Origin of the sequence: Vibrio sp. NFR, from assembly GCF_027587095.1 — a bacterium.
Lineage (GTDB): Bacteria > Pseudomonadota > Gammaproteobacteria > Enterobacterales > Vibrionaceae > Vibrio > Vibrio harveyi.
In genome coordinates this window covers 98,159-119,048 of the sequence record NZ_JAPPTN010000002.1, presented here as the reverse complement: position 1 = coordinate 119,048, position 20,890 = coordinate 98,159, and the positions used below count along the sequence as shown (strand labels likewise).

The window sequence follows — 20,890 nt, the reverse complement described above, 5'->3', positions numbered from 1 at the left end:
GGCAGTAACATACGCTAATCTTTCTGGTCGGATTATAAGTTAGCCGATTTGGTTGTCACGTGAGCAGGTTCACAAATGGATTGGTTGACCAATTTAAGGGTTCTTATTGTGATTTTGGTCAATCAATTTGCTTTTTTGTTTTGACGATAGGTTTTTCGATCGCCAATAATGACCTCGAAACAAGAAATACCGTGAAAAATTAAAACTACCCTACATATTGGACAACCAATCCAAGGAGAATAGAACAATGATGACGCGTAAGACTCTTTTAAGCGCTGTAGTAGGTGCTGCAATGACCTTCGGCGCCACTGCTTCTGCTTATGCTGCGACCACTTTGAAGCTAAGTCACAACCACCCTCGTGACCATGCAGTACATAAAGCAATGGACTTTATGGCAAAAGAAGTTCGTGAAATGACAGACGGTGAAGTTCGTATCCGTATCTACCCTGATGCGCAGCTAGGCACTCAGCGTGAATCGATGGAGCTAATGCAAAACGGTGCTCTGGATATGGTGAAGAGTAACGCGGCAGAATTGGAAGCTTTCTCCCCAGCTTATGCGGCATTCAACATGCCTTACTTGTTCCGCGATAAAGACCACTACTACAAAGTGACCGACGGTGAAGTAGGTCGTGAAATCCTGAATTCTTCAGCAGACAGCGGCTTTATTGGTGTGACTTACTACGATGCTGGTGCTCGTAGCTTTTACACCAACAAGCCAATCAATACGCCTGAAGATCTAAAAGGTCTGAAAGTGCGTGTACAGCCGAGCCCATCTGCGATTGCAATGGTAAAAGCGTTAGGTGGTAACCCAACACCATTGGCATACGGTGAGCTATACACAGCATTACAACAAGGCGTGGTGGATGCAGCGGAAAACAACATCCCATCATTTAGCTTGAGCCGTCACAGTGAGGTATCGAAATACTTCAGCCTAGACGAGCACACCATGGTGCCAGACGTATTGGTTATTTCGACTAAAACGTACGACAAGCTAACACCTGAGCAGCAAAAAGCACTGATGAAAGCAGCAGCAGACTCTTCTGAATACATGAAGAAATTGTGGGCTGAGTCAGAAGCAAAAGAGCGTACAAAAGCTGAAAAGATGGGCGTAACTTTTGTTGAACCAAATAAAGCGGCATTCGTTGAAGCGGTTCAACCAATGTACGCGGACTTAGAAAAGACAAATCCTGAATTAAATGAACTGGTTGAGAAGATCAAAGCAGTTAAGTAATTCACAAAGTAATTAGTAATAAACAATCGAAAACAAGGTGTTACCACATTCTGGTACATAGAGGTTGACCAATTGTTATTGGTCGTTATGATGGCGTGAGAAGTTAGATGGAATATAGTGATAATATCATCATGATGCCTTTTGAACCGAAAAGACCGTATCAAGAGATCGGTTTAGTCCTTAGACAAGAACTTATCAATGGCCGTTACGTGGTCGGAGATAGGCTGCCGCCTGAGCGCGATATCGCAGAACGTCTCGACGTTAGCCGCACAGTAGTGCGTGAAGCGATCATCATGCTGGAGCTGGAAAACCTTGTCGAAGTGAAGAAAGGTTCTGGGGTGTATGTTATCAATATTCCATCTCAACCGAACTCCCGTGAGAACGTGATCAGCGATGATGCCGGTCCGTTTGAAATGCTCCAAGCTCGCCAGTTGCTTGAAAGTAACATTGCGGAATTTGCAGCGATGCAAGTAACGCCAGGCGACATCGTGAAAATGCGTGCAGCCCTTGAGTTAGAACGAGAAGAACTCGCCAGCGGCACCGCAGATTGTAACGGTGATGAGAAGTTTCATATGTGCATTGCAGAGGCAACTCAAAACTCTGTGCTGGTGGACATGCTGAAGCAATCTTGGGAGCGACGTGAGAGCAGCCCAATGTGGAATAAACTTCATTCTCACATTGCTGGTCAAGACTACCGTGAAGAGTGGTTAGACGATCACGCCAAAATCCTTGCCGCATTGCAGCGTAAAGATCCAATCGCTGCAAAAAATGCCATGTGGCAACACCTTGAAAACGTTAAACAGCGCCTGTTGGAGCTGTCTGACATCGATGACCCGAATTTTGATGGTTACTTATTCAGTTCCAACCCTGTTGTTCTGCAGGGCGCTGAAAACGGTTAACCACATTGCCGGCTTCGGTCGGCTCTAGTCAGCGCAGCTGCATTATCGTGGCTGCATATTAAGAAGTCGTTGTGCACTTAGCTTGATAAATTCGAGCGGGCTGAGTGCGTCTTAAAAAAGGTGAGTGTCATGGAACAAACTTGGCGTTGGTACGGTCCGAATGACCCTGTGTCGCTAGACGATATTCGTCAAGCAGGCGCAACAGGCATTGTGAATGCCTTGCATCACATTCCAAATGGTGAAGTGTGGTCTAAAGAAGAGATTTTAAAACGTAAAGCCATCATCGAAGAGAAAGGCTTAACGTGGTCGGTGGTTGAAAGTGTTCCTGTTCACGAAGAAATCAAAACTCAGACGGGCAACTTCCAACAATGGATCGACAACTATAAACAAACGCTGCGTAATCTTGCTGAGTGCGGCGTAGATACGGTCTGCTACAACTTTATGCCAGTACTCGACTGGACACGTACAGACCTCGAATTTGAAATGCCGGATGGCTCTAAAGCGCTACGTTTTGACCAAATCGCTTTTGCGGCATTTGAGCTGCATATTCTTAAACGCCCGGGCGCAGAAGCGGATTACACCGAATCTGAGCAAGCGCAAGCCCTTGAATACTTCAACAACATGACGGTGGATCAAATTCAACAACTGACAAGCAACATCATTGCTGGTTTGCCGGGCGCAGAAGAAGGTTACACGCTAGAAGAGTTCCAAGCACAATTGGACCGTTACTCGGGCATCAGCAAAGACAAACTCCGTGAGCACATGGCGCACTTCTTGGCAGAACTCATGCCAGTGTGTGAAGCGCATGGTTTGAAATTGGCGGTACACCCAGACGATCCACCGCGCCCAATTCTTGGCCTGCCACGCATTGTGTCAACCATCGAAGATATTGATTGGTTGACTGAAAAAGTACCAAGCAAAATGAATGGTTTAACCATGTGTACCGGCTCTTACGGTGTTCGTGGTGACAACGACCTAGTGAAAATGATTAAAAAGCACGGTGACCGTGTTTACTTCACTCACTTGCGTTCAACCAAACGTGAAGAAAGCAACCCGATGACATTCCACGAAGCGGCGCACCTTGATGGCGATGTGGATATGTACAATGTGGTGATGGCAATTTTGGATGAAGAACAACGCCGCGCAGAAGTGGGCGATCACCGTTTAATTCCTATGCGTCCTGACCATGGTCACCAAATGCTGGATGATTTGAAGAAGAAGACCAACCCAGGCTACTCAGCCATCGGTCGCTTGAAAGGTCTTGCGGAAGTGCGTGGACTAGAGATGGCACTAAAACGCGCTTTCTACACTAAGTAATTGAATTTATTAAGCACACCAGAGAGTGCCATCAAACCATATTAATAAAAGCAAAAAACCGAAGCGTAATGCTTCGGTTTTTATTTAAGTTGATTAGGGATGAAGGGTGTTAATCGTCGTCATCCGGCACAAACTCTAAAATATCACCTGGTTGGCAATTTAAATGCGTACATATGGCTTCCAAAGTGGCTAACTTAACCGCCTTAGCACGACCATTTTTGAGTACCGATAAGTTTTGTTCAGTAATACCAATGAGCTTCGCTAGTTCATTAGAGCGCATCTTCCGTTTTGCCAGCATTACATCCAAGTTGATTACAATCGCCATATACCATTCACTTAAATTGTCAGCTCACTTTCTTCTTGTAGCTCGACTGCTCTATCCATCACTACAGCGATGACTCGGACAATAAAACCGATGACCATCATAGTAATGTCGCTGTCGTCTACTTCCGCTGACACATTCCAATTCCCGTCATTGTACGACAAAGCCAAGCTAAGAAGCACGTCCATCGTGACTTCAATAAACGGTGTTGCGATCAGTAAGTAGCTGAGTTTCTTGAAACACTCCGTATTTTGGCGTTCAAAAATCTGCCCTTTCTCATACAAACGGAAAAGGACGATGAGCTGCCACAGTAAGGCCACTGTCAGTAGTGTTGAGATCATGCTTGGGAAGTAGCCAATTATAGAACGCGTAACGGAAAGAGGGAGCGCCACTTCAATAGGAAAGGTGGCGTGAAACCACTCCGCATCAAACATAGTTGCCCCAAACCAAAAGACGGTATTGAGCACAACCGTGAAGATCATAGAAAACCAAAATAGGATAAGTAGCTTACGACTAAAGTTGCTTATGGAATGTTGAGACATGACAAACCTCATATCAGATTTAATTTTCGCTCATCCTAATCAGTTAAAAATAATATCGCAATAAAAACTTATCGTTTTACGATAATTTTTTATTGCTTTTCTTAATGCGAGTATTTAATGTTGCCAAGTGGATTTATAAAATTGATGAATAAAGGTACGGGGAATGAATAAGGCGATTTTTTTTACAACGACGTTGCTAACGGTATCTGCTCCTAGCTTAGCTGAGGGTATTTTTTTGGATGATTTGTCCAAAGACTACAATCTCGAAGAGAGCAATACATGGGAGAGTTCTCCATACGCGCTGGATACAACGCCAAAACATGACGCGTTTACCGATGATAAATGTACGCGAGGGACAGAAGAGCAATTCACATCTCTTGCCGATGCGAACAAAAAGAAAAACGTCGAGTGCTACATCACGCATTTTCCAAACAGCAACATTAAAACCCGCATGCAGTCGAACGACGATGGCGATGTTAGTGTTGGCTTCTCATGGGATTTTGATTAACCACAGTTATTTATTGTGAATTTTTGCTCTTTAACACTATGATTCTTAGCGTAAAAAGTGATCGAAAGTCACTTTTATAATGAAGAGTTGCAAATAATCTGCGTCTTTTTCTTTGCGATGTCGTCTTATTAGACACAACTATTTTGACCGGAGAATTCCATGTTCAAGCCGCAACCAACGCGTTCAGACATTAAAGATAAATTCATCAAGCACGATAGCCAAATGCTCAACCAAGTGTACGGAACAGACCAAGTCGTACCGTATTGGATTGCCGATATGGACTTTCCTATTGCATCACCTATTTCGCAAGCGATTCAGCAACTTGTCAGCCGTGAAACCTTCTCATACGAGTTTGATAGCAAGACGGTCTTTCAGTCCATTGCTGATTGGAATAAGGATTTGCATGGTCTTGAGCTTAGCATTGATAACTTTGTTCAAGTGCCGGGCGTACTGAGTGCGATTGCGCTACTGATTCGCGAGTTCACCAAAGAAGGTGAGGGCGTTCTGATCCAGACACCGGTTTATCATCAATTCCGACGTTTAATTGAATCTGCGGGTCGTACTGTTGTGGGCAACACAATGAAAATTGAAAACGACTACTACGTGATGGACTTTGAGCTGCTTGAAAATCAGTTGAAAAGTGGTGAAGTGCAAATGATTTTGCTGTGCAACCCTCATAACCCAGTGGGGCGTGTATGGACGAAAGCAGAACTAGAGCGCATGGTGGCGTTAGCTGAGAAATACAAGGTGATGATCATCAGCGATGAAGTGCATGCCGACATTGTGTTTGAAGGTTCCACCTTTACCAGTATGACTTCATTAGGTTATGAAAACAACCTGACGATCATTGGCTCGCCGGCGAAAAATTTTGGTTTGAACAGCATCTCTAACGGTTATATTTACAGCGATAACCAAGCACTTTTCGAGAAAATCAAAGCGACGTCAGCTTCACTGTCTATCGATCATGGCAATGCGTTTACCACTTACGCGACGATTGCGGCTTACCAACAAGGTAAAGAGTGGTTTGAAGGTTTTTATGCCTACACGCAAAACAATCGTAACTGGATTATTGAGTTTATTGAGCACAACTTGCCACTGGTGAAAGCGTTCCCGCCACAAGGAACCAACCAAATTTGGTTGGATTTTTCTGGTTTAGAATTGGAACCTTCTCAGTTAAAAGCCTTGCTGACAGAAGAAGCCAAAATGGCGCTAACGCCAGGTACTTGGTTTAGTGAACCCAATGAAAACTACTACCGCATGAACTTCGCTTGTTCTTTAGAGCAAATTCAAACCTCGTTTGAGTTGCTTAAAGCCGCTGTCGATAAACGTAAATAAGTGAAGTGGTAGGAGAATAAAACGATGACACAAACCATCACTAAAGGTATCAAAGCGCTAGCAGATGGCGCGGTTGAGTCTGAGTCTTAGCGGTCTATGTCATACTTGCCATACGGTTTATATTTCGATTAATATCGAATTATCTTTTTATGTATAGAGACCGTCGTATGTTAGCAGAGTGGTTGACGCACAAAGAGCAGCTCAAAAACTACATTGTCAAACAGACCAGTGATCCAGATTTAGCCGATGACATTTTGCAAGAGGTGTACATCAAGGCGAGTCAAAAGATCGACCAGTTAGAAGCGCGAAGCAAAATTAAAAGTTGGTTATATCGCATCACGCACAACGCGATCATGGATCACTATCGTACGCAGCAAAGTTATGAAGAGCTGATAGACAATCAGATTGAAGAGGAAATGCCGATAGAGCTGGAGAATCTACAAACCATGGGGCATTGTTTGCGCCCAATGTTTGAGTGCCTACCAGAGAAATATCGCCAAGCCATGACTTTGTCTGAACTCGATGGTTTGCCTCAACAAATGGTAGCGGATCAGTTGGGGCTTTCGCTTTCTGCGACTAAAAGCCGAATTCAGCGCGGTCGAGTTAAGCTCAAAGCCTTGTTAGTTGAGTACTGTAATGTTGAAGCTGGGCGAGGAGGTATCGTTGATTTCTCACCAGAACCGCAGTGCCTTCACATGGCTCAAATGTATAGTGCTGAAGTGGCATAAAGCTAAAATATCCGCTCGATTTACAATGTAAAAGCGCAGAGTTTTGGTTCTGCGTTCACATTTTTTAAAAGTTGTGGTTATTGAACGTATTAATTCTGACAAATGTAACGAATACATTCGATGATAACTCCGGTCTCTTGATTAGGGCGCGACATGTGAGGGCAGAAATGCCCTCCACTCCAACCTGTGTCGCGCCCGCTTTACCGTGAACAATGTGAAGTAAATAGGACTGAATAATGACAACGACGAAATTTACCGCAGGTGATTTGTTTCCCTCTATCACTCTACCAACGTTAAATGGCGATACTATCGAGCTAGGTAAGCCTTCAGAGAATGTCGATTGGCGTTTAGTGGTGGTTTACCGTGGCAAACATTGCCCTTTGTGTACTCGCTATCTCAACCAACTAGAGACACTAAAAGCGCGATTCTTACAACTCGGGATGGATATCGTAGCGGTGTCCGCAGATAGCCAAGCACAGCTAGAGCAGCATATGGAGCAACTGACCGTCACGTTCCCAGTGGCTTATGGTTTGACAGTAGAGCAGATGCAAACGCTAGGTTTGTATATCTCGGAGCCTCGCTCAGAAAAAGAGACAGACCATCTCTTTGCAGAGCCAGGTTTGTTTGTGGTGAACAGTAAAGGACAAGTTCAGTTAGTCGATATTTCCAACGGTCCATTCGCTCGACCTGACCTAGAAGTCTTGCTCTCAGGGTTGGCGTTTATCCGTAACCCAGAAAATGATTACCCTATTCGTGGTACCTACCAAGCGGCAATCTAATCACTGTTTTGGTTTGAGGCATTAAAAACCAACAACGTTCGCAGACTTCCTCTTCTAAAATTGGATTGTTCGTCTCCTAGATTGTGGTAAAGTCCGCGCCTGCGATTTACCGCATCTTTTACTGCCTCTTCAATCAAAAGCACAAGGTTAAGCTAATGCCATTTTCTACTCTCTCTTTGAGTTCTGAGCTGATTCACGCACTGCCAAAAGACTTTAAGAAGCCAACTGATATTCAGGCTTTGGCTATTCCTGAGCTACTCAGTGGTAAAGATGTGTTGGCATTGGCAAATACAGGCAGTGGTAAAACCCTTGCGTATGGTTTGCCTTTGTTGGAAAAGCTAAGTGTAAATCCAGAGCAAAAAGCGCTGATTCTAGTACCTACACGTGAACTGGCGACACAAGTGAGCGAGGCGATTAACCAAGTTGGTCAATCTATTGGTCTCAACGCAGTGTGTTTGTGTGGTGGCGTTGATAAAGAGCAGCAACTACAAGCACTTGCGTCAAATCCCCACATTCTTGTGGCGACAACCGGTCGTTTAGTTGATCTGGTCAACAACGGTTTGGTCCTGAGTAATATCCATTATCTAGTGTTGGATGAAGCGGATCGTTTGCTGGATATGGGCTTTTGGCCAGATGTGCAAAATATTGCAGGGCAGATTTCAAACCAGCGTCAAACCGCGATGTTCTCAGCAACGTTTTCTGATGAGTTGAAGGGCAAAGCCAAGCAACTCATGCACGCACCAAAACAGGTAGCAGCGCATCAAGAAAACAGCACCAATCAAGCTATTGCCGAAACGCTGTATCTCGTCAACAAAGGCAGCAAAACCAAAGCGTTGATTGAACTGATCAAGCAAAATGTATGGGCGCAGGTATTGGTATTTATTGGTGCGAAAGAGAACGCTGATGGTTTGGCGAAGAAATTGAACAAAGCTGGAATCACAACCAATGCGCTGCACGGCAATAAGAGCCAAGCAGAGCGAGAAGAAGCGCTGGCACAGTTTAAGTCCGGGCAAACACAGGTGTTGATCGCTACCGATCTATTAGCTCGCGGTATTCACATCGAGCAACTACCAGTAGTGATTAACTTTGAGTTGCCAATGCACGCTGAGACTTACGTTCACCGAGTTGGGCGCACAGCCCGTGCGGGCGAGCAAGGTGTTGCAATGTCGCTGGTCTGCCATGGAGAAACCGAAGCGCTTACAGCGATCCGTAACTTGACGCAACGTGAATTGCCAACGCAAGACCTTGAAGGTTTCCCTGTAACGGATAAGCCATCAACAGGCGAAAGCAAGCGTGCTCCACGTGATAAAAAAGCCAATCGCCGAACCAATGCCAAAAAGAGCATTAAGCAGTTTCAAGGCAGACCGAAACGCCTAGCGCCTAAAGCTAAATGAGCAAAACCAAATAAAAAAAGCCATCGTAATGATGGCTTTTTAATTAAATGGAGTGTGTGTCTAAATAGGGGTAGTGCTTAGAAGTTGTAAGAAACTGTCGCGCCTACTGCCCATTGGTTTGCACTGTCTACGATAGAAGAATCGCTGATGCCACTACCTAGACGAGTGTATTGTGATACTTGGCTGATTTGCCAGTGCTCAGTGATTGGCACTACCAGTTTGTAACCTAAACCGTAGTTTACGGTTGCATCGCCTTTGTATGCTTTGCGGTTTGCACGTGCTTCTTTGTCTGTTACACCGAAGTAGTAATCAACGTAATCTTTGCTTTGGTAAGACACGCTCGCAAATGGTACGAAATCAACATTACCGATATTCATGATATGGAAGTAAGTAGCACCACCTTGGAAGCCTTTGTAAGCGCCTGATACATCATGTTGTAGGTAAGTTGAGATCACGTTGTTTGGATCAAGTCTGAAATCTGCGTTCAAACCTAGATCGATCGCAATATCACGTCGTTTCGTACCTTTTAGGCTTTTCGCTACATCGCTATCACGAGGTACACCGCTACCTACCACGTAAGCACTCATGTTAAGTAGTTCATCGTTGTCACCTAGGAAACGGTAGTTAATACCGCCTAAATCAGCGTTGAAGTCTTCACCATGGTAGCCACCGTTTAGAACTGGCGCAGTGTTGTGTTTTTGGTCTTTGAAAAGATCGCTCGCTTGTACTACGCCAGCTTCGACCATCCAGCCACCTTCGTTGTTGTAGATGTTACCGTTACGAATGTAAGTATCACCCGCTGTTGCTGTGCCTGCAGCCGTCAACGTTAATAATGCAATAATTGTTTTGTTCATTGTTCTGTCCCAGTTGTTTGGTTTTGAACACTGTACAAAATAAAATTGTAACCCTCTATCAGCAGAGCGTATGGAAGTGTAATGATGACTTTCAGAAATGTATGGTTTCGCCTAAAAAACGCTAGGAAGTAGAACCATGCCAGCTGTGAAGGCATGGTTGAGACATTGGTATAGATCATCTCTATCGCCGCTGAGATGGTTTAACTGGGTTTGCGGTGAAGGTACTTCATGACTTTCCCTTGCTTCCACATCATAACGCCTGTGATAGCAACAATGGGAACAAGTACGAATAACGTTAACGTCATGAACATTTCATTTGCCTTCAGCGGTGAATAAAGCGCTGCACCCACCAACAGTGCACACAATATATGCATCCATCTTAAAACCAATCTTACTAACTGTCCGCTCATTGCCTTTCTCCTTTGCTTTGTTTCAATACACGATACAGAGCAAAGTGATGACGGTTTTGGCTTTGAGATAAAACGCCTAATAGCGTTCTAAGTGAACGTATAGGATGATGAATGGTTTTTTAGGCTGAGCAGATAACTTTCGGAATGTATCTAAGACCCAACATTGAGCACCCGTCTTCCAAGTAGCTATCGGTGACAACATCGAAGCCGAACTTGCCGTAGTAGTCTTTCAAGTGCGCTTGTGCGGATATAAAAATGCTGTCGTTCGGGTAGATCTTCCTTGTGGCATCGAAGCTCACTTGCATCAATTGGTTGCCGATGTTTTTCCCTCTGTAATCTTCTGCGACGATAACGCGACCGATACACACGTCATTGGCATCAGAGTTCAGCAAGGGTAAAACGTCAACGGGGTATCCGAGTTTCGGAGGCATAATACGACTATAAGCCACCAGACGTTCGTTATCATATCCCATCACATGGTAGGTGTCGGGATGGTTATCCTTACCATCCAAATCGCTGTATGGCGTGTTCATGTCTACGATGAAAATATTGACTCTTTGCTGCAAAAAATCGTAAAGCTCTTGAACAGACAGATCTGCGAATTTCTTAATTCTCCATTCGAGCATCATGCTTCCCCTTGTATTATTTTGGGTACAACATAAAGAGTATTTGTACGGGATTCATTAACCTTTGTTAATTGCTAAGTTCCAGCTTAAATACAGATTTACGGTTTTGAACGGCTAAAAAGCAAACGCCCCACTGACTTGGTCGTGAAGCTAATATTGGAAGGGATACGCTTTGTTCTCTCGGGGAGTCAAAACGGGAATTAACCCGCAGTCGGACCAACCAAACGCATTTCCCAATCTTCGACTTCACCAGTTTCTAAGCGGCGTTCAACAAGCTTGCTCCAAGATTCAACCAATGGAAGTTCCGCTAGCTGGCTTAGCTCTGTTTTATCTAGGCAACCAGTAAACACAGCGCCCATGATGCGAGCCAATGACCAGTCTGGGTAAGGTCTTTCGCACAGAATAATCTCGTCACCTGCACCGATATCGCCTTCTTGCAACACTCTGAAGTACCAGCCTGTTCGAAGCGTATCTTGCAGTCTTCTCGCCATGTCGTTTTGCTCGAAGCGGACGTTGAGTTTCCAACAAGGCATACGCCCTTGTGACACTTCCAATAAGGTTGAGCCGATGCGGATTTTATCTTTCAAGCAAATGGACGCTTCTGTTATACCACTTGAGCTTAGGTTTTCACCGAACGCGCCAGCTGATTGGAAAATCGCTTTGTTGCCCAACTCTTGTTGCCAAATCGGATAGTGCTCGCTTGGGTAAATATGAAGGGCTTTTTGAATCCCACCATGAAAGCGCGGATCGCCTTGTTCGTCGTTGGTAAAACCCAGTTCTGTTGCGTGCTGACGCTGAGGTAGAACCTGTTTGTTAATCGCACTTTTCGCACCATGTGCAAAGGCAACGGTTTTACCTGCTAATACGCTGTTAACTACGCCTAACTTCTTCATATTTTTTCCTTATCACCTAAAACTGATTTGCCAAACGGTGTGAGACAAAATCACGTTATCGCTCACCCAATGATTTGAATACCGGAATCGCTGCCAGTACTTCAATGCGCTTTTCTGTGCTTTTTAAGTAACGCGTTTCGCTATCTGAAACCAACACATGACGTTGATAACCTTCCGCTTTAGGAAACTTGGTTAACACGTTTTCAAGCGATGCTTCGCACTTGTCTTGGTTGATGTTATCAATATTGACTTTGAATAAGAGTTGGTTTTCTTTGGATATTTCAACTTGACATCGCATACGTCGCACCTCACGGCTTCATTCACTTTGCCGAGCATGATAGCCTAGTGAACTTGTGTCAGAGTAGGGATGTAAGGACAGTTAATGATGCCAACCCGCCAAATCGATTCTCACTCCGGTGTCATGACCTCCAATGAGATGATGGCTGCCAATCCTCACTCTCCAGCTTTGGTTAAGACCATCGACATGCCGAAAGGTTACATTGATGCGCTGCACCAACACACATGGCATCAAGTCATCTTCCCGATCAAAGGGTTATTACAAACCAAAACCGATCACTACCAACACCTTGTGCCTCATACCTCTGCGCTGTTTGTGCCTGCGGGTATTCAACATGAATCCATCGCGCTAAGCCATACGACATTTGTCGGTATCTATCTGAACCCTGAGTTTGGCACTGAGTACGAGCATCAAGTTAGAACCATCACTCTCACGCCGTTCTTAAACGAGCTGTTACAGGAAATACGCCGCCAATGTGAAGGGGTCGTCAGTGATGAGGAAGTCTCTCGATTGCTTGGCGTGTTGCACGATCAAATCATGAAAGATAACGTGCAGACCTTTCAGTTACTGCTGCCAGAAGACAGGCGCTTAAAGCTGATATTCGAAGCGCTGACCGACACGCCAGCATTGGATTGGTCACTCAAACAGTGGGGAGAGACAGTAGGCGCATCTGAGCGAACATTGTCGCGCCTGTTCTCCAAAGAGTTCAACACCTCGTTTCAACTTTGGCGGCAACAAATTCGGCTGATTTATTCGCTCTCTTTGCTGGACGAAGAGCTCTCGATCCAAAGCATTGCCGATCAAGTGGGGTATCAAAATGACTCTTCTTACATCAAAGCGTTTAAAGCCTATTTTGATGTCACCCCACAACAGTTCCGTGTGAATGGTCGACGGGGATAGCGAGTGTAATCTCGTCCACAATATCAACCTCCACCATCACACTACTATAGTGGCAACTGGAAAGTACTCTTAATTTCCTTAACGGAGACGTTGGATTGAATGGCGCTGATGCCTTTTACGCGGCGAATCGCACTGATGCGGTCAAAGTATTCGTCTAAGTCTCGAGCCACCACTTGCACCATATAATCCGCGCTGCCTGCAATGCAGTGACACATTAAGATCCAATCGGTTTCTGCGACAAAGTCTTCAAAAGGCGTGGTGTTTTCTACCTCATGACTGCCGAGGGTAACCAGAGTAAAACCAGAAACTTGGAAACCGAGTTTTTTACGGTTCAGCTTTGCAGCGTAACCCTCAATGTAACCTTCCTCTTCCATTTTCTTCCAGCGTCGCCAGCAGGGTGTTTCACTCAGGTTGACGGTCTCGGCAAGCTTAGAATTGCTCATGCGACCATCTTTCTGAATATGGTCAAGGATGGCGAAATCGGTACTATCCAATTCGAAATTGGTGGATTCTTTCTTTTTCATAATTGTTTTAGAAATAGTCTGCTCAAATTGACTTTTATCGTAGCGCAGATAGCAATTTTCTTTCTACCCAAATCGTTAAACTGTTTCCCATATTCGTTGATTACTTTTTGGGAGAGAGTGCATGAGTGCTCAATTGCTAGCGGCATTTTTGTTGTTTGCCGTTTCTATTTCTTTAACGCCGGGAGCAGGTAACGTCGCGCTGTTAGGTATTTCAAGCCGATATGGGTTTTCTGCGACCGTGCCGTTTGTATTGGGCAATGCAGTCGGGGTGATCATCATGTTGGTTGGTGCAAGTGTGGGGCTTGTCAGTTTGTTTACCCTTTACCCTGATTTGTACACGGCGTTAAAGTGGATTGGTGCGGCGTACCTGCTGTATCTCGCATGGTCGATTGCCACAATGGAACTCGACAATGATTCGAATGCGAAAAAGTCCGGCTTTTTATCTGGCGTTTGGGTGCAAATTCTTAATCCGAAAAGTTGGGTTGCGTCACTGACAGTGTTCTCTCAATTCATCTCACCAAACAATGATTACCTGACACAGGTGGTGATCATTATCAGCGTAATGGTAGGAACCGGTGTGCTGGGGATGTTTGCGTGGGCGTACTTTGGCACCGTATTGAACCGCTTTATTCAGTCACCACAAAAGGTGGTGTGGGTAAACCGATGCATGGGCAGCAGTCTCGCTTTAGTGGTAGTGTTTATGCTGAGTCAGCCCGTTTAAGCTCTTATCCAATTTGACGCACGCGCCGAGAAAACGTTATATACCCGTTTCGCTATGGCGCGCCATATTCTCTCTAGCAATTCAGTGGTATCAAGATGAGCTTAACTAAGACCAACTCGACCAAGACAAACACTCGCGTTAATCAACTGAGCTTTGGCTCGCCAAGTGTGTCATTGGTGTTGGAGCATGTTGAGCTAGAGCCACTCGCTTTGGGCAAAGTGCGCGTGCAAATCGAAGCCACAAACATTAATCCAAGTGACCGATTGTCGATTCTGGGAGTAGGGCAGTATCGTCGTGTGCATGTACCGCCGCGAGTGCCCGGGTTTGAAGCGGTTGGACGTGTGGTTGAGATAAACGATCCGCATCAAACCGAATTTCACATCGGGCAAAAGGTGCTGGTGGCACAGAGTGGGACTTGGCAAAGCTATGTCGATGCGCCAGCGGAGAATGTCTTTGCAGTGCCGGAAGAGCTTGAGAATGGCTACGCGTGCCAGTTGTATATCAATGCCCTGACGGCTTGGGTGATCACCACTCACGTTGCCAAGTTAGGTAAAGATGACGTGGTGATCATCAACGCGGGCAATTCTGCGATTGGTAAGATCTTCGCTCAGTTGTCGCACTCACTTGGATTTACTTTAATTGCGATAAGCTCCGCGCCAGAGCGTTATCCATACGATTCCATTGCAGTGTTAGATAGCAAGCAAGATCTGCAATCTCAAATTGATGCCCGAGAGTTACCTCAACCCAATGTTGCATTCGATGCCATTGGCGGCAAGTTGGGTACAGAACTCATCCAAATTGTGCGTAATTCGGGAATATACATCAATTATGGAACGCTTTCACTCACCCCTTATGAGCCAGCTTTCTTCGCTTGTATGAAGCAAAACAATATCGACTTCAGCACGTTCTTTTTGCGCTATTGGGAAGAGTCGGTTGGTAAGACCGTTCGCAAACAAGTCTTTGCCGAGATGCTAGAACACTTTATGGAACACCAAATACAACTCGATGTGGATTGCTACCTTCCGTTAGAACAGTTCCAGCGCGCCTTCGAGCTGATAGAAGATGAGTCGGTCACGCTGCAAGGCAAAATCATTCTGACCATATAGTAACTGTATTCAAGCTCCTTGAGGCTGTTGGGTAAATTGAAGAACAAAAAAGGGATGGCATTCACCATCCCTTTTGGGTTCTAGCCAAGAGCAATTGAGGTGCCTTTAACTCGCGATGATTTCATCCATTAGGCGATCGATTTGTACTACGACTTGTTCGCTGGCGTCTTCCATGGCGTTAATTGCAGTCACCATGCCTGCCATGTTGCCAGATTTGGCTTGGCTCATTGCTTCACGTCCACCGTCATGCACGCCTTTGTGTGGCTCTTCAAGCAATGCATAGCTTCTTAAGTGGCTGTAAGCCTTGCCATCGCCACGGTAGTACCACTGACCCAAGCGACACTCAGAGTGGCTATTAACGGTTTCACCAAACGCGCCTTTTTGTAGGAGACGGTAGATATTGTTCTTCCAAATGGCGTGGTCGAGTTTGACCGTATCCAAGAAAGCGCGTGTGGAAGCAATATGGATCACCTGTTGCATGTGTTCCGATTTCACGACCACTTCGTTGACAATAGAACCAATCTGCGCAGAAGAGGCAGACACTTCCTCAGCACAAGTTTGGTTTTCATCAATCGAGGTTTTAATCGCGTTCACTTGCGTTAGTACTTGGTTCACCAAAGAATCAATCTGCTCACTGGCTTCGCTGGCTTTGCCGGCAAGGTTTCTTACCTCATCTGCTACCACGGCAAATCCGCGGCCTGCTTCACCGGCTCGTGCTGCTTCAATCGCTGCATTTAATGCCAACAAATTCGTTTGGTCAGAAATCTCTTGAATAGTCGATACAAGAAGGGAAATAGAGGTGGCAGTTTTATCTAATATTTGAACAGATTCAATGCTTTGTGAGGCTTGCGTACTGATCTTCACGGCTCGGTTATCAAGACGAGCAAGAGCTTGATGAGTCTGCTCAAACATTTCATCTAGTTGTTGCAGCTCTTGGTTTTCATGCGCCATAGATTGCGCACTCTCCACCATCTCTGTTCGAATGGTTTGGAGCATATCTCCACCTTTCAAACTGCTCGACATCAACTCATCACTATTGTGGTGTTCCTGTTGAGCGGAGCGAACAAGCTGCTGAGCCTCTTGGAGCTGATTTTCCAGAGCAGCAACGTCAGTTTGGTACTTCTGTTTGAGGTCTGCTAATTCTTGCTTTAGCAGCTCATTTTCTGATTTGATTCGTTTTAATCCAAACATAGGTTCTATAAATGTGACAGGATGTTAAAAAATCCATGCTAATCGAGTTGGATATCGAATACACGATCACTTTCATATCTTTGCTTGGTGTAATCACACTTTTTCGGTAGGGCTTTATACAAACAAGAGGTCTCAGATTTTGTTGCTTACCTGATAACCTCTGTTCTTTCTATCCGCTCATGAGCCGTTTTTAAAGCTCTTGCATCAATTGGATGTAGTTACCACAGGTATCGTCAAGTACCGCAATCATGACCGTGCCTGCTTCTCGTGGCTCAATTGAGAACTGCACGCCAAGCTCAGTTAATCTTGCATATTCTTTATTCAGGTCATCGACCGCAAACGACGTCCATGGGATTCCGGCTTCTTTCAACGCGTCTTGGTATATTTTTGCTGGACCAAATGCCATCGGTTCTAACAATAATTCCACGCCAGATTGCTCTTGTGGAGAGACCACTGTTAGCCATTTGTGCTCACCAATTGGTACTTCTGTTTTTTTAATGAAACCAAGGATATTGGTATAGAAATCGAGAGCTCTATCTTGATCGTTAACAGGAACGCTGGTTAGGGAAATTCTGATCACGGGTATTCACCTTTACTGTTTTGGAATAAGTAAAAGATAGCGAAAGCTTGGCTCAAAAACTTATTCTAGATTGCTTTTATATATTTTTTGAAACGCTTTGGGGGAGTAACCTGTGCTCTTTCTAAAGACACTCGAAAACGTGGTTAAGCTCTCATAGCCAACCTGAAAACAAGTATCCGTAATCGAGTGACCTTCCTTGAGCAGCACTTTGGCTTTTTTAATCCGTATATCCCTTAAATAGCTTCGCGGCGTGACACCATACATCTGTTTGAAAATCCGCACATAGTGAAAGCGTGACATAAAAGCCGCTTTGGCTAAGTCGTTTAGCTCGATGTTTTCTGAGTGATGCTTTTCCATAAATGCCTTGGACTGCCTGATCAGGAGGTACTGTTTTGGGCTCAACGGCATCTCGCTGTACACGCGATCGATTTCTTGTTCATAAAAGGTTTTTGGGCGAGATGGCATCGTATTTCACAAAGCGAAAGAGAGTGGTTTTAGTCTAACACTGGAAGCAGATTCGAGGAGGTTATCTACTTCTCACTTTACTCAAAACCGTCCAACACCCACTTCCTCGCACTTTTTTGCTCTTTTCTGCTGAGTGATTTACTGACGATGCCTGGTTCATTCTGAATAAAAATAAATCACTCATTAACGTAAAGAATGTAAATGAGATTAATTATCATTAATGTTGTGTATTATGCTTCGCACCACGTTGTTGTTTATAAAATATAAGTAGTATTATGAAACTGAAGTCACTATCAGCAGCCATCACCGTTGCCATTGCCTCTTTTGCTGCTCACGCTTCCGATGAAAATATTGTTGTTGTCGGTTCTGCCCTTGATCAACTTGTTCAAACTGAGATTAACGCTGAAACGTTAGAGCTCAAACAAGCGTCGGATATTAAAGACGTATTGAACACCATGCCGAGTGTTACGGTTGACGGTAACGCTCGTTACTCTCGTAAAGTTTACATTCGCGGTATGGAAGACAAATTCTCTGTCGTAACCATTGATGGTGCGCGTCAAGAAGGTCAGCTATTCCACCACTCGGGCGACCAAACGTTCGATCCTGCGATGCTTAAGTTAGCTGAAATCACGCTAGGTGGTAACTCAGTACTGTCTGGTGCTGGTGCGATTAACGGCTCATTTAAATACGAAACGAAAGATCCCAGCGATCTACTTTCGGAAGGCGAAAGCGTCGGTGCTCGCGTTAAAACGGGGTATCAAACGGCTTATGAGCGCTTCACGACGAATGTTGCGGTTTACGCGCAGTTGAATGATGAACTTCAGTTGATGGGTATCATCAACTACTCAGAAGACGGCGATCTTTACATTCCTGGTAAAGATGACGTGACTTCAAAGCAAGGTGAACTGAAATCTGGCTTGGTGAAGCTAGTCTTCGTTCCAAACGATGCTAATGAATTTAAGCTTACTTTTAACACCTACCAAGATGGCGGTAAGCGTCAGCTATCGGGTGAAAAAGCAGGCGCACTTTACCTGCATGATGATCACAACTACAACTCACTTAACCGTGATACCGTGACGTTCGAGCACCGTTTCGATAATGGAAGCGACTTGGTTAACCTAAAAACCAACTTGTACTACAACCGTCAATACATGGAACGCGACGCGTTAGTCGAAGAGTACGGCGATTGGAAGAAGGTGAACGGCGCTTGGGAATTCACCAAAGATGGTGACCTATCGATTCCTGATCGCGAATACAACGTGACGACCATTGGTGGTGACATCCGCAATATCTCTTGGGTTGGTGAACACGAGCTGACTTACGGCTTCGAAGGCTACAAAGCGGAGCAGTGGATCGACTCTGGTCTAGGTCACTACACCTCAGGTTCAAAGCAAGGTCAAACGAAGAACTACGACATGGATGGCGGTACTGTAACGGCTTACGGTATTTACGCTCAAGATGCGTTTGAGATTAATGACTTCCGTTTCGTAACTGGTCTTCGTTACGATGTTCATGAGCTGGGTGGCGTGTTTAAAGGTAAATACGATCAACTATCGCCTAAGTTCCAAGGTGAATACCAAACCACAGACAACCTAAAACTTCGTATTGGTTACGGTCGTCTATTCAAAGGGGCTTCATTGCCAGAAACGCTAACCATGAAAGCGGCGAGCGATGTTAAACAGTCTGATACCAAAGCGATGACGGGTAACAACTACGAAGCTGGCTTTGATTACGACATGTCTGGTTTGCTGATGGCAGACGATGCAATCCTTGGTTTTACTGCTTACCAGTATGATCTAGATAACCAAATGCACCCAACCAAAAACAACACAACTTTGGTAAACCAATACGATGTTGAAGTTTGGGGTGTAGAGACGGTATTCACCTACAGCATTGAAGACTTCGCGCTTTACGCAAACCATTCATACTCTGATGGTGAGCAAACGAGCCTGAAGAATGGCAAGAAGAGCCACATGAACAAAACTGGTATCCATAACATCAAGGCGGGCTTCAAGTACGATCTAACCAGCGAGTTTGTGTTCGGCTGGGATTCACGTTTCGTTCCGGGTAATGATTACAAAGACGAAGATGGTGACAAGATTGAACGTGCAGGTTTTGCAACGCACAACCTATGGGCGGCTTACGTACCAGATTTTGCAAAAGACCTATCACTTAACCTAGCGGTAGACAACCTATTCAACAAGCAGTACGCAGAGCATACAGGCTTTGGTATTTCTTGGGGTTCAGATAAGTACACTAGCTACGAAGCTGGTCGTAACTTCAAAGCGTCAGTGGCTTACAGCTTCTAAGTGATAAATTACTCTTAAAAACAAAACCCCGATAATTGGTTATCAATTATCGGGGTTCTTTTTATCTAACTTTGCCTATCAAGGTGCAACAAGCATTACTTGGTATGGAAGATCTGCTCGGTTTCTAGCGACGTCATCGCGCGAACTTGACGCCAGATGTAGTAGAAAATACCAAACATCATCAACATACTTGGGATAGCAATCATTGGGTAGCTGTAAAGGGTGAGCTTACCCAACTCTTCATTGAACGCCGCTGTGCCCGATGGGCTAGTCACAATCCAAGTTGCTAGAAAATAGTTCATCGCAGATGAGAAAGCGAACGTGCTAGCGAACAGATAGTTCGACGACATCAGGCAACGCTCAAATGCTTGCGTTTTACCATTCTGCTCTAAACGTTCGTTAATCAGTTGTAGGTTCAAGATGGTATCGTTCAATACAAGCTTTTGCATTAGCGGATAACGAGTGAAGGTTGAGCCTAACACTGCAATACCTATCAGACCTGGAATCAACGCCTCTTTTAACGCTAACCAACGTGTGTCTAGCTCTAACAAGCCAATACCACCGGTTAACAGCACACTGATAAAACCAAGTGCAGAAATGAAGTTGAATTTCTTGTTGCGGATAAGATCCATGCCGCCATAAACCAATGGGAACGCCAAGGCAACAACGAGTGCCATTGCTGTACCTAGGTGTTCTTCACCGCTGAACTTCATCAAAATGAAGGAAGGGATGATGACGTTAAACAGGACTTCGAATAATGGATTCGACTTTTTCGCCGTGGTGTTACTCATAATTTTACTGACTCTACTATGTCGGCTTGGGTTTTACTTTGTGAGAAGTGTTCTACTCCTTGCGCCAGATGTAAAGTCTTAAAGCCCCGAGTTGTGTAACGACTTATGAAATGGGACGGTAATATTGCTTTATTTCCGTAAGTTGTGTTTGGCGGGGCAAATATGTG

The 20,890-nt window shown here is 44.9% G+C and carries 24 protein-coding genes; 12 read left to right on the top strand and 12 right to left on the bottom strand.

Features of this window, described 5'->3' with window-relative positions; translation table 11 throughout:
* The first annotated feature begins 247 nt into the window (after positions 1-247).
* From OH463_RS04120 to uxuA, 3 genes are all read left to right on the top strand, one after another.
* A complete protein-coding gene (locus OH463_RS04120) occupies positions 248-1,231 on the top strand; it encodes a TRAP transporter substrate-binding protein (RefSeq protein ID WP_005449968.1) in 984 nt (327 codons plus the stop codon).
* A gap of 107 nt (positions 1,232-1,338) precedes the next feature.
* On the top strand, positions 1,339-2,130 hold the full coding sequence (locus OH463_RS04115; protein ID WP_005449971.1) for an FCD domain-containing protein: 792 nt from the start codon (positions 1,339-1,341) through the stop codon (positions 2,128-2,130).
* A gap of 129 nt (positions 2,131-2,259) precedes the next feature.
* The gene (uxuA, locus tag OH463_RS04110; RefSeq protein WP_269990609.1) at positions 2,260-3,447 is read left to right on the top strand and encodes a mannonate dehydratase; all 1,188 of its coding nucleotides are present in this window, start codon (positions 2,260-2,262) and stop codon (positions 3,445-3,447) included.
* A 109-nt stretch (positions 3,448-3,556) separates the two neighbouring features.
* Here uxuA and OH463_RS04105 read toward each other — a convergent pair whose 3' ends face one another.
* Together OH463_RS04105 and OH463_RS04100 are read right to left on the bottom strand one after the other, a co-directional pair.
* The gene (locus tag OH463_RS04105) at positions 3,557-3,772 is read right to left on the bottom strand and encodes a helix-turn-helix domain-containing protein (RefSeq protein WP_005429033.1); all 216 of its coding nucleotides are present in this window, start codon (positions 3,770-3,772) and stop codon (positions 3,557-3,559) included.
* Positions 3,773-3,783: 11 nt separating this feature from the next.
* Positions 3,784-4,311 (bottom strand): DUF2975 domain-containing protein, encoded by a 528-nt coding sequence (locus OH463_RS04100; RefSeq protein WP_005449975.1) that lies wholly within the window; start codon positions 4,309-4,311, stop codon positions 3,784-3,786.
* A 163-nt stretch (positions 4,312-4,474) separates the two neighbouring features.
* Between OH463_RS04100 and OH463_RS04095 the strand changes: the two genes are divergently transcribed.
* The 5 genes from OH463_RS04095 (at position 4,475) to OH463_RS04075 (ending at position 9,055) form a co-directional block, all read left to right on the top strand.
* A complete protein-coding gene (locus OH463_RS04095; protein WP_017818274.1) occupies positions 4,475-4,819 on the top strand; it encodes a hypothetical protein in 345 nt (114 codons plus the stop codon).
* A gap of 159 nt (positions 4,820-4,978) precedes the next feature.
* A complete protein-coding gene (locus tag OH463_RS04090; protein WP_269990606.1) occupies positions 4,979-6,154 on the top strand; it encodes a MalY/PatB family protein in 1,176 nt (391 codons plus the stop codon).
* 167 nt (positions 6,155-6,321) lie between these two features.
* Complete coding sequence (sigZ, locus tag OH463_RS04085; protein WP_005449981.1) at positions 6,322-6,882, top strand: RNA polymerase sigma factor SigZ; 561 nt, start codon at positions 6,322-6,324, stop codon at positions 6,880-6,882.
* Positions 6,883-7,118: 236 nt separating this feature from the next.
* Positions 7,119-7,661 carry a peroxiredoxin-like family protein gene (locus OH463_RS04080; protein ID WP_038897660.1) on the top strand — a complete coding sequence of 181 codons (543 nt, stop codon included), beginning with the start codon at positions 7,119-7,121 and terminating at the stop codon, positions 7,659-7,661.
* Positions 7,662-7,816: 155 nt separating this feature from the next.
* The gene (locus tag OH463_RS04075; RefSeq protein ID WP_269990603.1) at positions 7,817-9,055 is read left to right on the top strand and encodes a DEAD/DEAH box helicase; all 1,239 of its coding nucleotides are present in this window, start codon (positions 7,817-7,819) and stop codon (positions 9,053-9,055) included.
* A gap of 77 nt (positions 9,056-9,132) precedes the next feature.
* Here OH463_RS04075 and ompV read toward each other — a convergent pair whose 3' ends face one another.
* From ompV to OH463_RS04050, 5 genes are all read right to left on the bottom strand, one after another.
* Entirely contained in the window at positions 9,133-9,909 is a 777-nt protein-coding gene (ompV, locus tag OH463_RS04070; protein WP_009695852.1) for an outer membrane protein OmpV, read from the bottom strand.
* A gap of 200 nt (positions 9,910-10,109) precedes the next feature.
* A complete protein-coding gene (locus OH463_RS04065; RefSeq protein ID WP_050904149.1) occupies positions 10,110-10,319 on the bottom strand; it encodes a hypothetical protein in 210 nt (69 codons plus the stop codon).
* A 119-nt stretch (positions 10,320-10,438) separates the two neighbouring features.
* Entirely contained in the window at positions 10,439-10,945 is a 507-nt protein-coding gene (locus OH463_RS04060; protein ID WP_047514706.1) for a GNAT family N-acetyltransferase, read from the bottom strand.
* A 200-nt stretch (positions 10,946-11,145) separates the two neighbouring features.
* Positions 11,146-11,838, bottom strand: a complete 693-nt coding sequence (locus tag OH463_RS04055) for an MOSC domain-containing protein (RefSeq protein WP_050939193.1) — start codon at positions 11,836-11,838, stop codon at positions 11,146-11,148.
* A 55-nt stretch (positions 11,839-11,893) separates the two neighbouring features.
* Positions 11,894-12,136: a hypothetical protein gene (locus OH463_RS04050; RefSeq protein WP_269990598.1), complete on the bottom strand. Its 243-nt coding sequence runs from the start codon at positions 12,134-12,136 to the stop codon at positions 11,894-11,896.
* Positions 12,137-12,220: 84 nt separating this feature from the next.
* On the opposite strand from OH463_RS04050, the gene OH463_RS04045 reads away from it, so the two are divergent.
* On the top strand, positions 12,221-13,036 hold the full coding sequence (locus OH463_RS04045; protein ID WP_050904147.1) for an AraC family transcriptional regulator: 816 nt from the start codon (positions 12,221-12,223) through the stop codon (positions 13,034-13,036).
* Between the two features lie 44 nt (positions 13,037-13,080).
* Here OH463_RS04045 and OH463_RS04040 read toward each other — a convergent pair whose 3' ends face one another.
* On the bottom strand, positions 13,081-13,560 hold the full coding sequence (locus OH463_RS04040) for an Lrp/AsnC family transcriptional regulator (RefSeq protein WP_069687944.1): 480 nt from the start codon (positions 13,558-13,560) through the stop codon (positions 13,081-13,083).
* A 121-nt stretch (positions 13,561-13,681) separates the two neighbouring features.
* Between OH463_RS04040 and OH463_RS04035 the strand changes: the two genes are divergently transcribed.
* Both OH463_RS04035 and OH463_RS04030 read left to right on the top strand, forming a co-directional pair.
* On the top strand, positions 13,682-14,281 hold the full coding sequence (locus tag OH463_RS04035) for a LysE family translocator (protein ID WP_005429054.1): 600 nt from the start codon (positions 13,682-13,684) through the stop codon (positions 14,279-14,281).
* Between the two features lie 95 nt (positions 14,282-14,376).
* Positions 14,377-15,387: a zinc-dependent alcohol dehydrogenase family protein gene (locus tag OH463_RS04030; RefSeq protein WP_269990591.1), complete on the top strand. Its 1,011-nt coding sequence runs from the start codon at positions 14,377-14,379 to the stop codon at positions 15,385-15,387.
* 105 nt (positions 15,388-15,492) lie between these two features.
* Here the strand turns inward: OH463_RS04030 and OH463_RS04025 are convergent, their stop codons facing one another.
* The 3 genes from OH463_RS04025 to OH463_RS04015 form a co-directional block, all read right to left on the bottom strand.
* Complete coding sequence (locus OH463_RS04025; RefSeq protein WP_269990590.1) at positions 15,493-16,578, bottom strand: methyl-accepting chemotaxis protein; 1,086 nt, start codon at positions 16,576-16,578, stop codon at positions 15,493-15,495.
* 190 nt (positions 16,579-16,768) lie between these two features.
* Positions 16,769-17,158, bottom strand: a complete 390-nt coding sequence (locus OH463_RS04020; RefSeq protein WP_005450004.1) for a VOC family protein — start codon at positions 17,156-17,158, stop codon at positions 16,769-16,771.
* 60 nt (positions 17,159-17,218) lie between these two features.
* A complete protein-coding gene (locus OH463_RS04015) occupies positions 17,219-17,623 on the bottom strand; it encodes a helix-turn-helix transcriptional regulator (protein WP_269990589.1) in 405 nt (134 codons plus the stop codon).
* Positions 17,624-17,898: 275 nt separating this feature from the next.
* Here OH463_RS04015 and OH463_RS04010 point away from each other — a divergent pair, with 275 nt between their 5' ends.
* Entirely contained in the window at positions 17,899-19,932 is a 2,034-nt protein-coding gene (locus OH463_RS04010; RefSeq protein ID WP_009695861.1) for a TonB-dependent receptor, read from the top strand.
* A gap of 95 nt (positions 19,933-20,027) precedes the next feature.
* Here the strand turns inward: OH463_RS04010 and OH463_RS04005 are convergent, their stop codons facing one another.
* Complete coding sequence (locus tag OH463_RS04005) at positions 20,028-20,723, bottom strand: VC0807 family protein (protein WP_005450007.1); 696 nt, start codon at positions 20,721-20,723, stop codon at positions 20,028-20,030.
* Between the last annotated feature and the right edge of the window lie 167 nt (positions 20,724-20,890).

What these genes read in the sequence shown, in the direction of transcription:
- OH463_RS04120 (WP_005449968.1), top strand. Translation starts at nt 248, where the DNA reads ATGATGACGCGTAAGACTCTTTTAAGCGCTGTAGTAGGTGCTGCAATG.
- OH463_RS04115 (WP_005449971.1), top strand. Translation starts at nt 1,339, where the DNA reads ATGGAATATAGTGATAATATCATCATGATGCCTTTTGAACCGAAAAGA.
- uxuA (WP_269990609.1), top strand. Translation starts at nt 2,260, where the DNA reads ATGGAACAAACTTGGCGTTGGTACGGTCCGAATGACCCTGTGTCGCTA.
- OH463_RS04105 (WP_005429033.1), bottom strand. Translation starts at nt 3,772, where the DNA reads ATGGCGATTGTAATCAACTTGGATGTAATGCTGGCAAAACGGAAGATG.
- OH463_RS04100 (WP_005449975.1), bottom strand. Translation starts at nt 4,311, where the DNA reads ATGTCTCAACATTCCATAAGCAACTTTAGTCGTAAGCTACTTATCCTA.
- OH463_RS04095 (WP_017818274.1), top strand. Translation starts at nt 4,475, where the DNA reads ATGAATAAGGCGATTTTTTTTACAACGACGTTGCTAACGGTATCTGCT.
- OH463_RS04090 (WP_269990606.1), top strand. Translation starts at nt 4,979, where the DNA reads ATGTTCAAGCCGCAACCAACGCGTTCAGACATTAAAGATAAATTCATC.
- sigZ (WP_005449981.1), top strand. Translation starts at nt 6,322, where the DNA reads ATGTTAGCAGAGTGGTTGACGCACAAAGAGCAGCTCAAAAACTACATT.
- OH463_RS04080 (WP_038897660.1), top strand. Translation starts at nt 7,119, where the DNA reads ATGACAACGACGAAATTTACCGCAGGTGATTTGTTTCCCTCTATCACT.
- OH463_RS04075 (WP_269990603.1), top strand. Translation starts at nt 7,817, where the DNA reads ATGCCATTTTCTACTCTCTCTTTGAGTTCTGAGCTGATTCACGCACTG.
- ompV (WP_009695852.1), bottom strand. Translation starts at nt 9,909, where the DNA reads ATGAACAAAACAATTATTGCATTATTAACGTTGACGGCTGCAGGCACA.
- OH463_RS04065 (WP_050904149.1), bottom strand. Translation starts at nt 10,319, where the DNA reads ATGAGCGGACAGTTAGTAAGATTGGTTTTAAGATGGATGCATATATTG.
- OH463_RS04060 (WP_047514706.1), bottom strand. Translation starts at nt 10,945, where the DNA reads ATGCTCGAATGGAGAATTAAGAAATTCGCAGATCTGTCTGTTCAAGAG.
- OH463_RS04055 (WP_050939193.1), bottom strand. Translation starts at nt 11,838, where the DNA reads ATGAAGAAGTTAGGCGTAGTTAACAGCGTATTAGCAGGTAAAACCGTT.
- OH463_RS04050 (WP_269990598.1), bottom strand. Translation starts at nt 12,136, where the DNA reads ATGCGATGTCAAGTTGAAATATCCAAAGAAAACCAACTCTTATTCAAA.
- OH463_RS04045 (WP_050904147.1), top strand. Translation starts at nt 12,221, where the DNA reads ATGATGCCAACCCGCCAAATCGATTCTCACTCCGGTGTCATGACCTCC.
- OH463_RS04040 (WP_069687944.1), bottom strand. Translation starts at nt 13,560, where the DNA reads ATGAAAAAGAAAGAATCCACCAATTTCGAATTGGATAGTACCGATTTC.
- OH463_RS04035 (WP_005429054.1), top strand. Translation starts at nt 13,682, where the DNA reads ATGAGTGCTCAATTGCTAGCGGCATTTTTGTTGTTTGCCGTTTCTATT.
- OH463_RS04030 (WP_269990591.1), top strand. Translation starts at nt 14,377, where the DNA reads ATGAGCTTAACTAAGACCAACTCGACCAAGACAAACACTCGCGTTAAT.
- OH463_RS04025 (WP_269990590.1), bottom strand. Translation starts at nt 16,578, where the DNA reads ATGTTTGGATTAAAACGAATCAAATCAGAAAATGAGCTGCTAAAGCAA.
- OH463_RS04015 (WP_269990589.1), bottom strand. Translation starts at nt 17,623, where the DNA reads ATGCCATCTCGCCCAAAAACCTTTTATGAACAAGAAATCGATCGCGTG.
- OH463_RS04010 (WP_009695861.1), top strand. Translation starts at nt 17,899, where the DNA reads ATGAAACTGAAGTCACTATCAGCAGCCATCACCGTTGCCATTGCCTCT.
- OH463_RS04005 (WP_005450007.1), bottom strand. Translation starts at nt 20,723, where the DNA reads ATGAGTAACACCACGGCGAAAAAGTCGAATCCATTATTCGAAGTCCTG.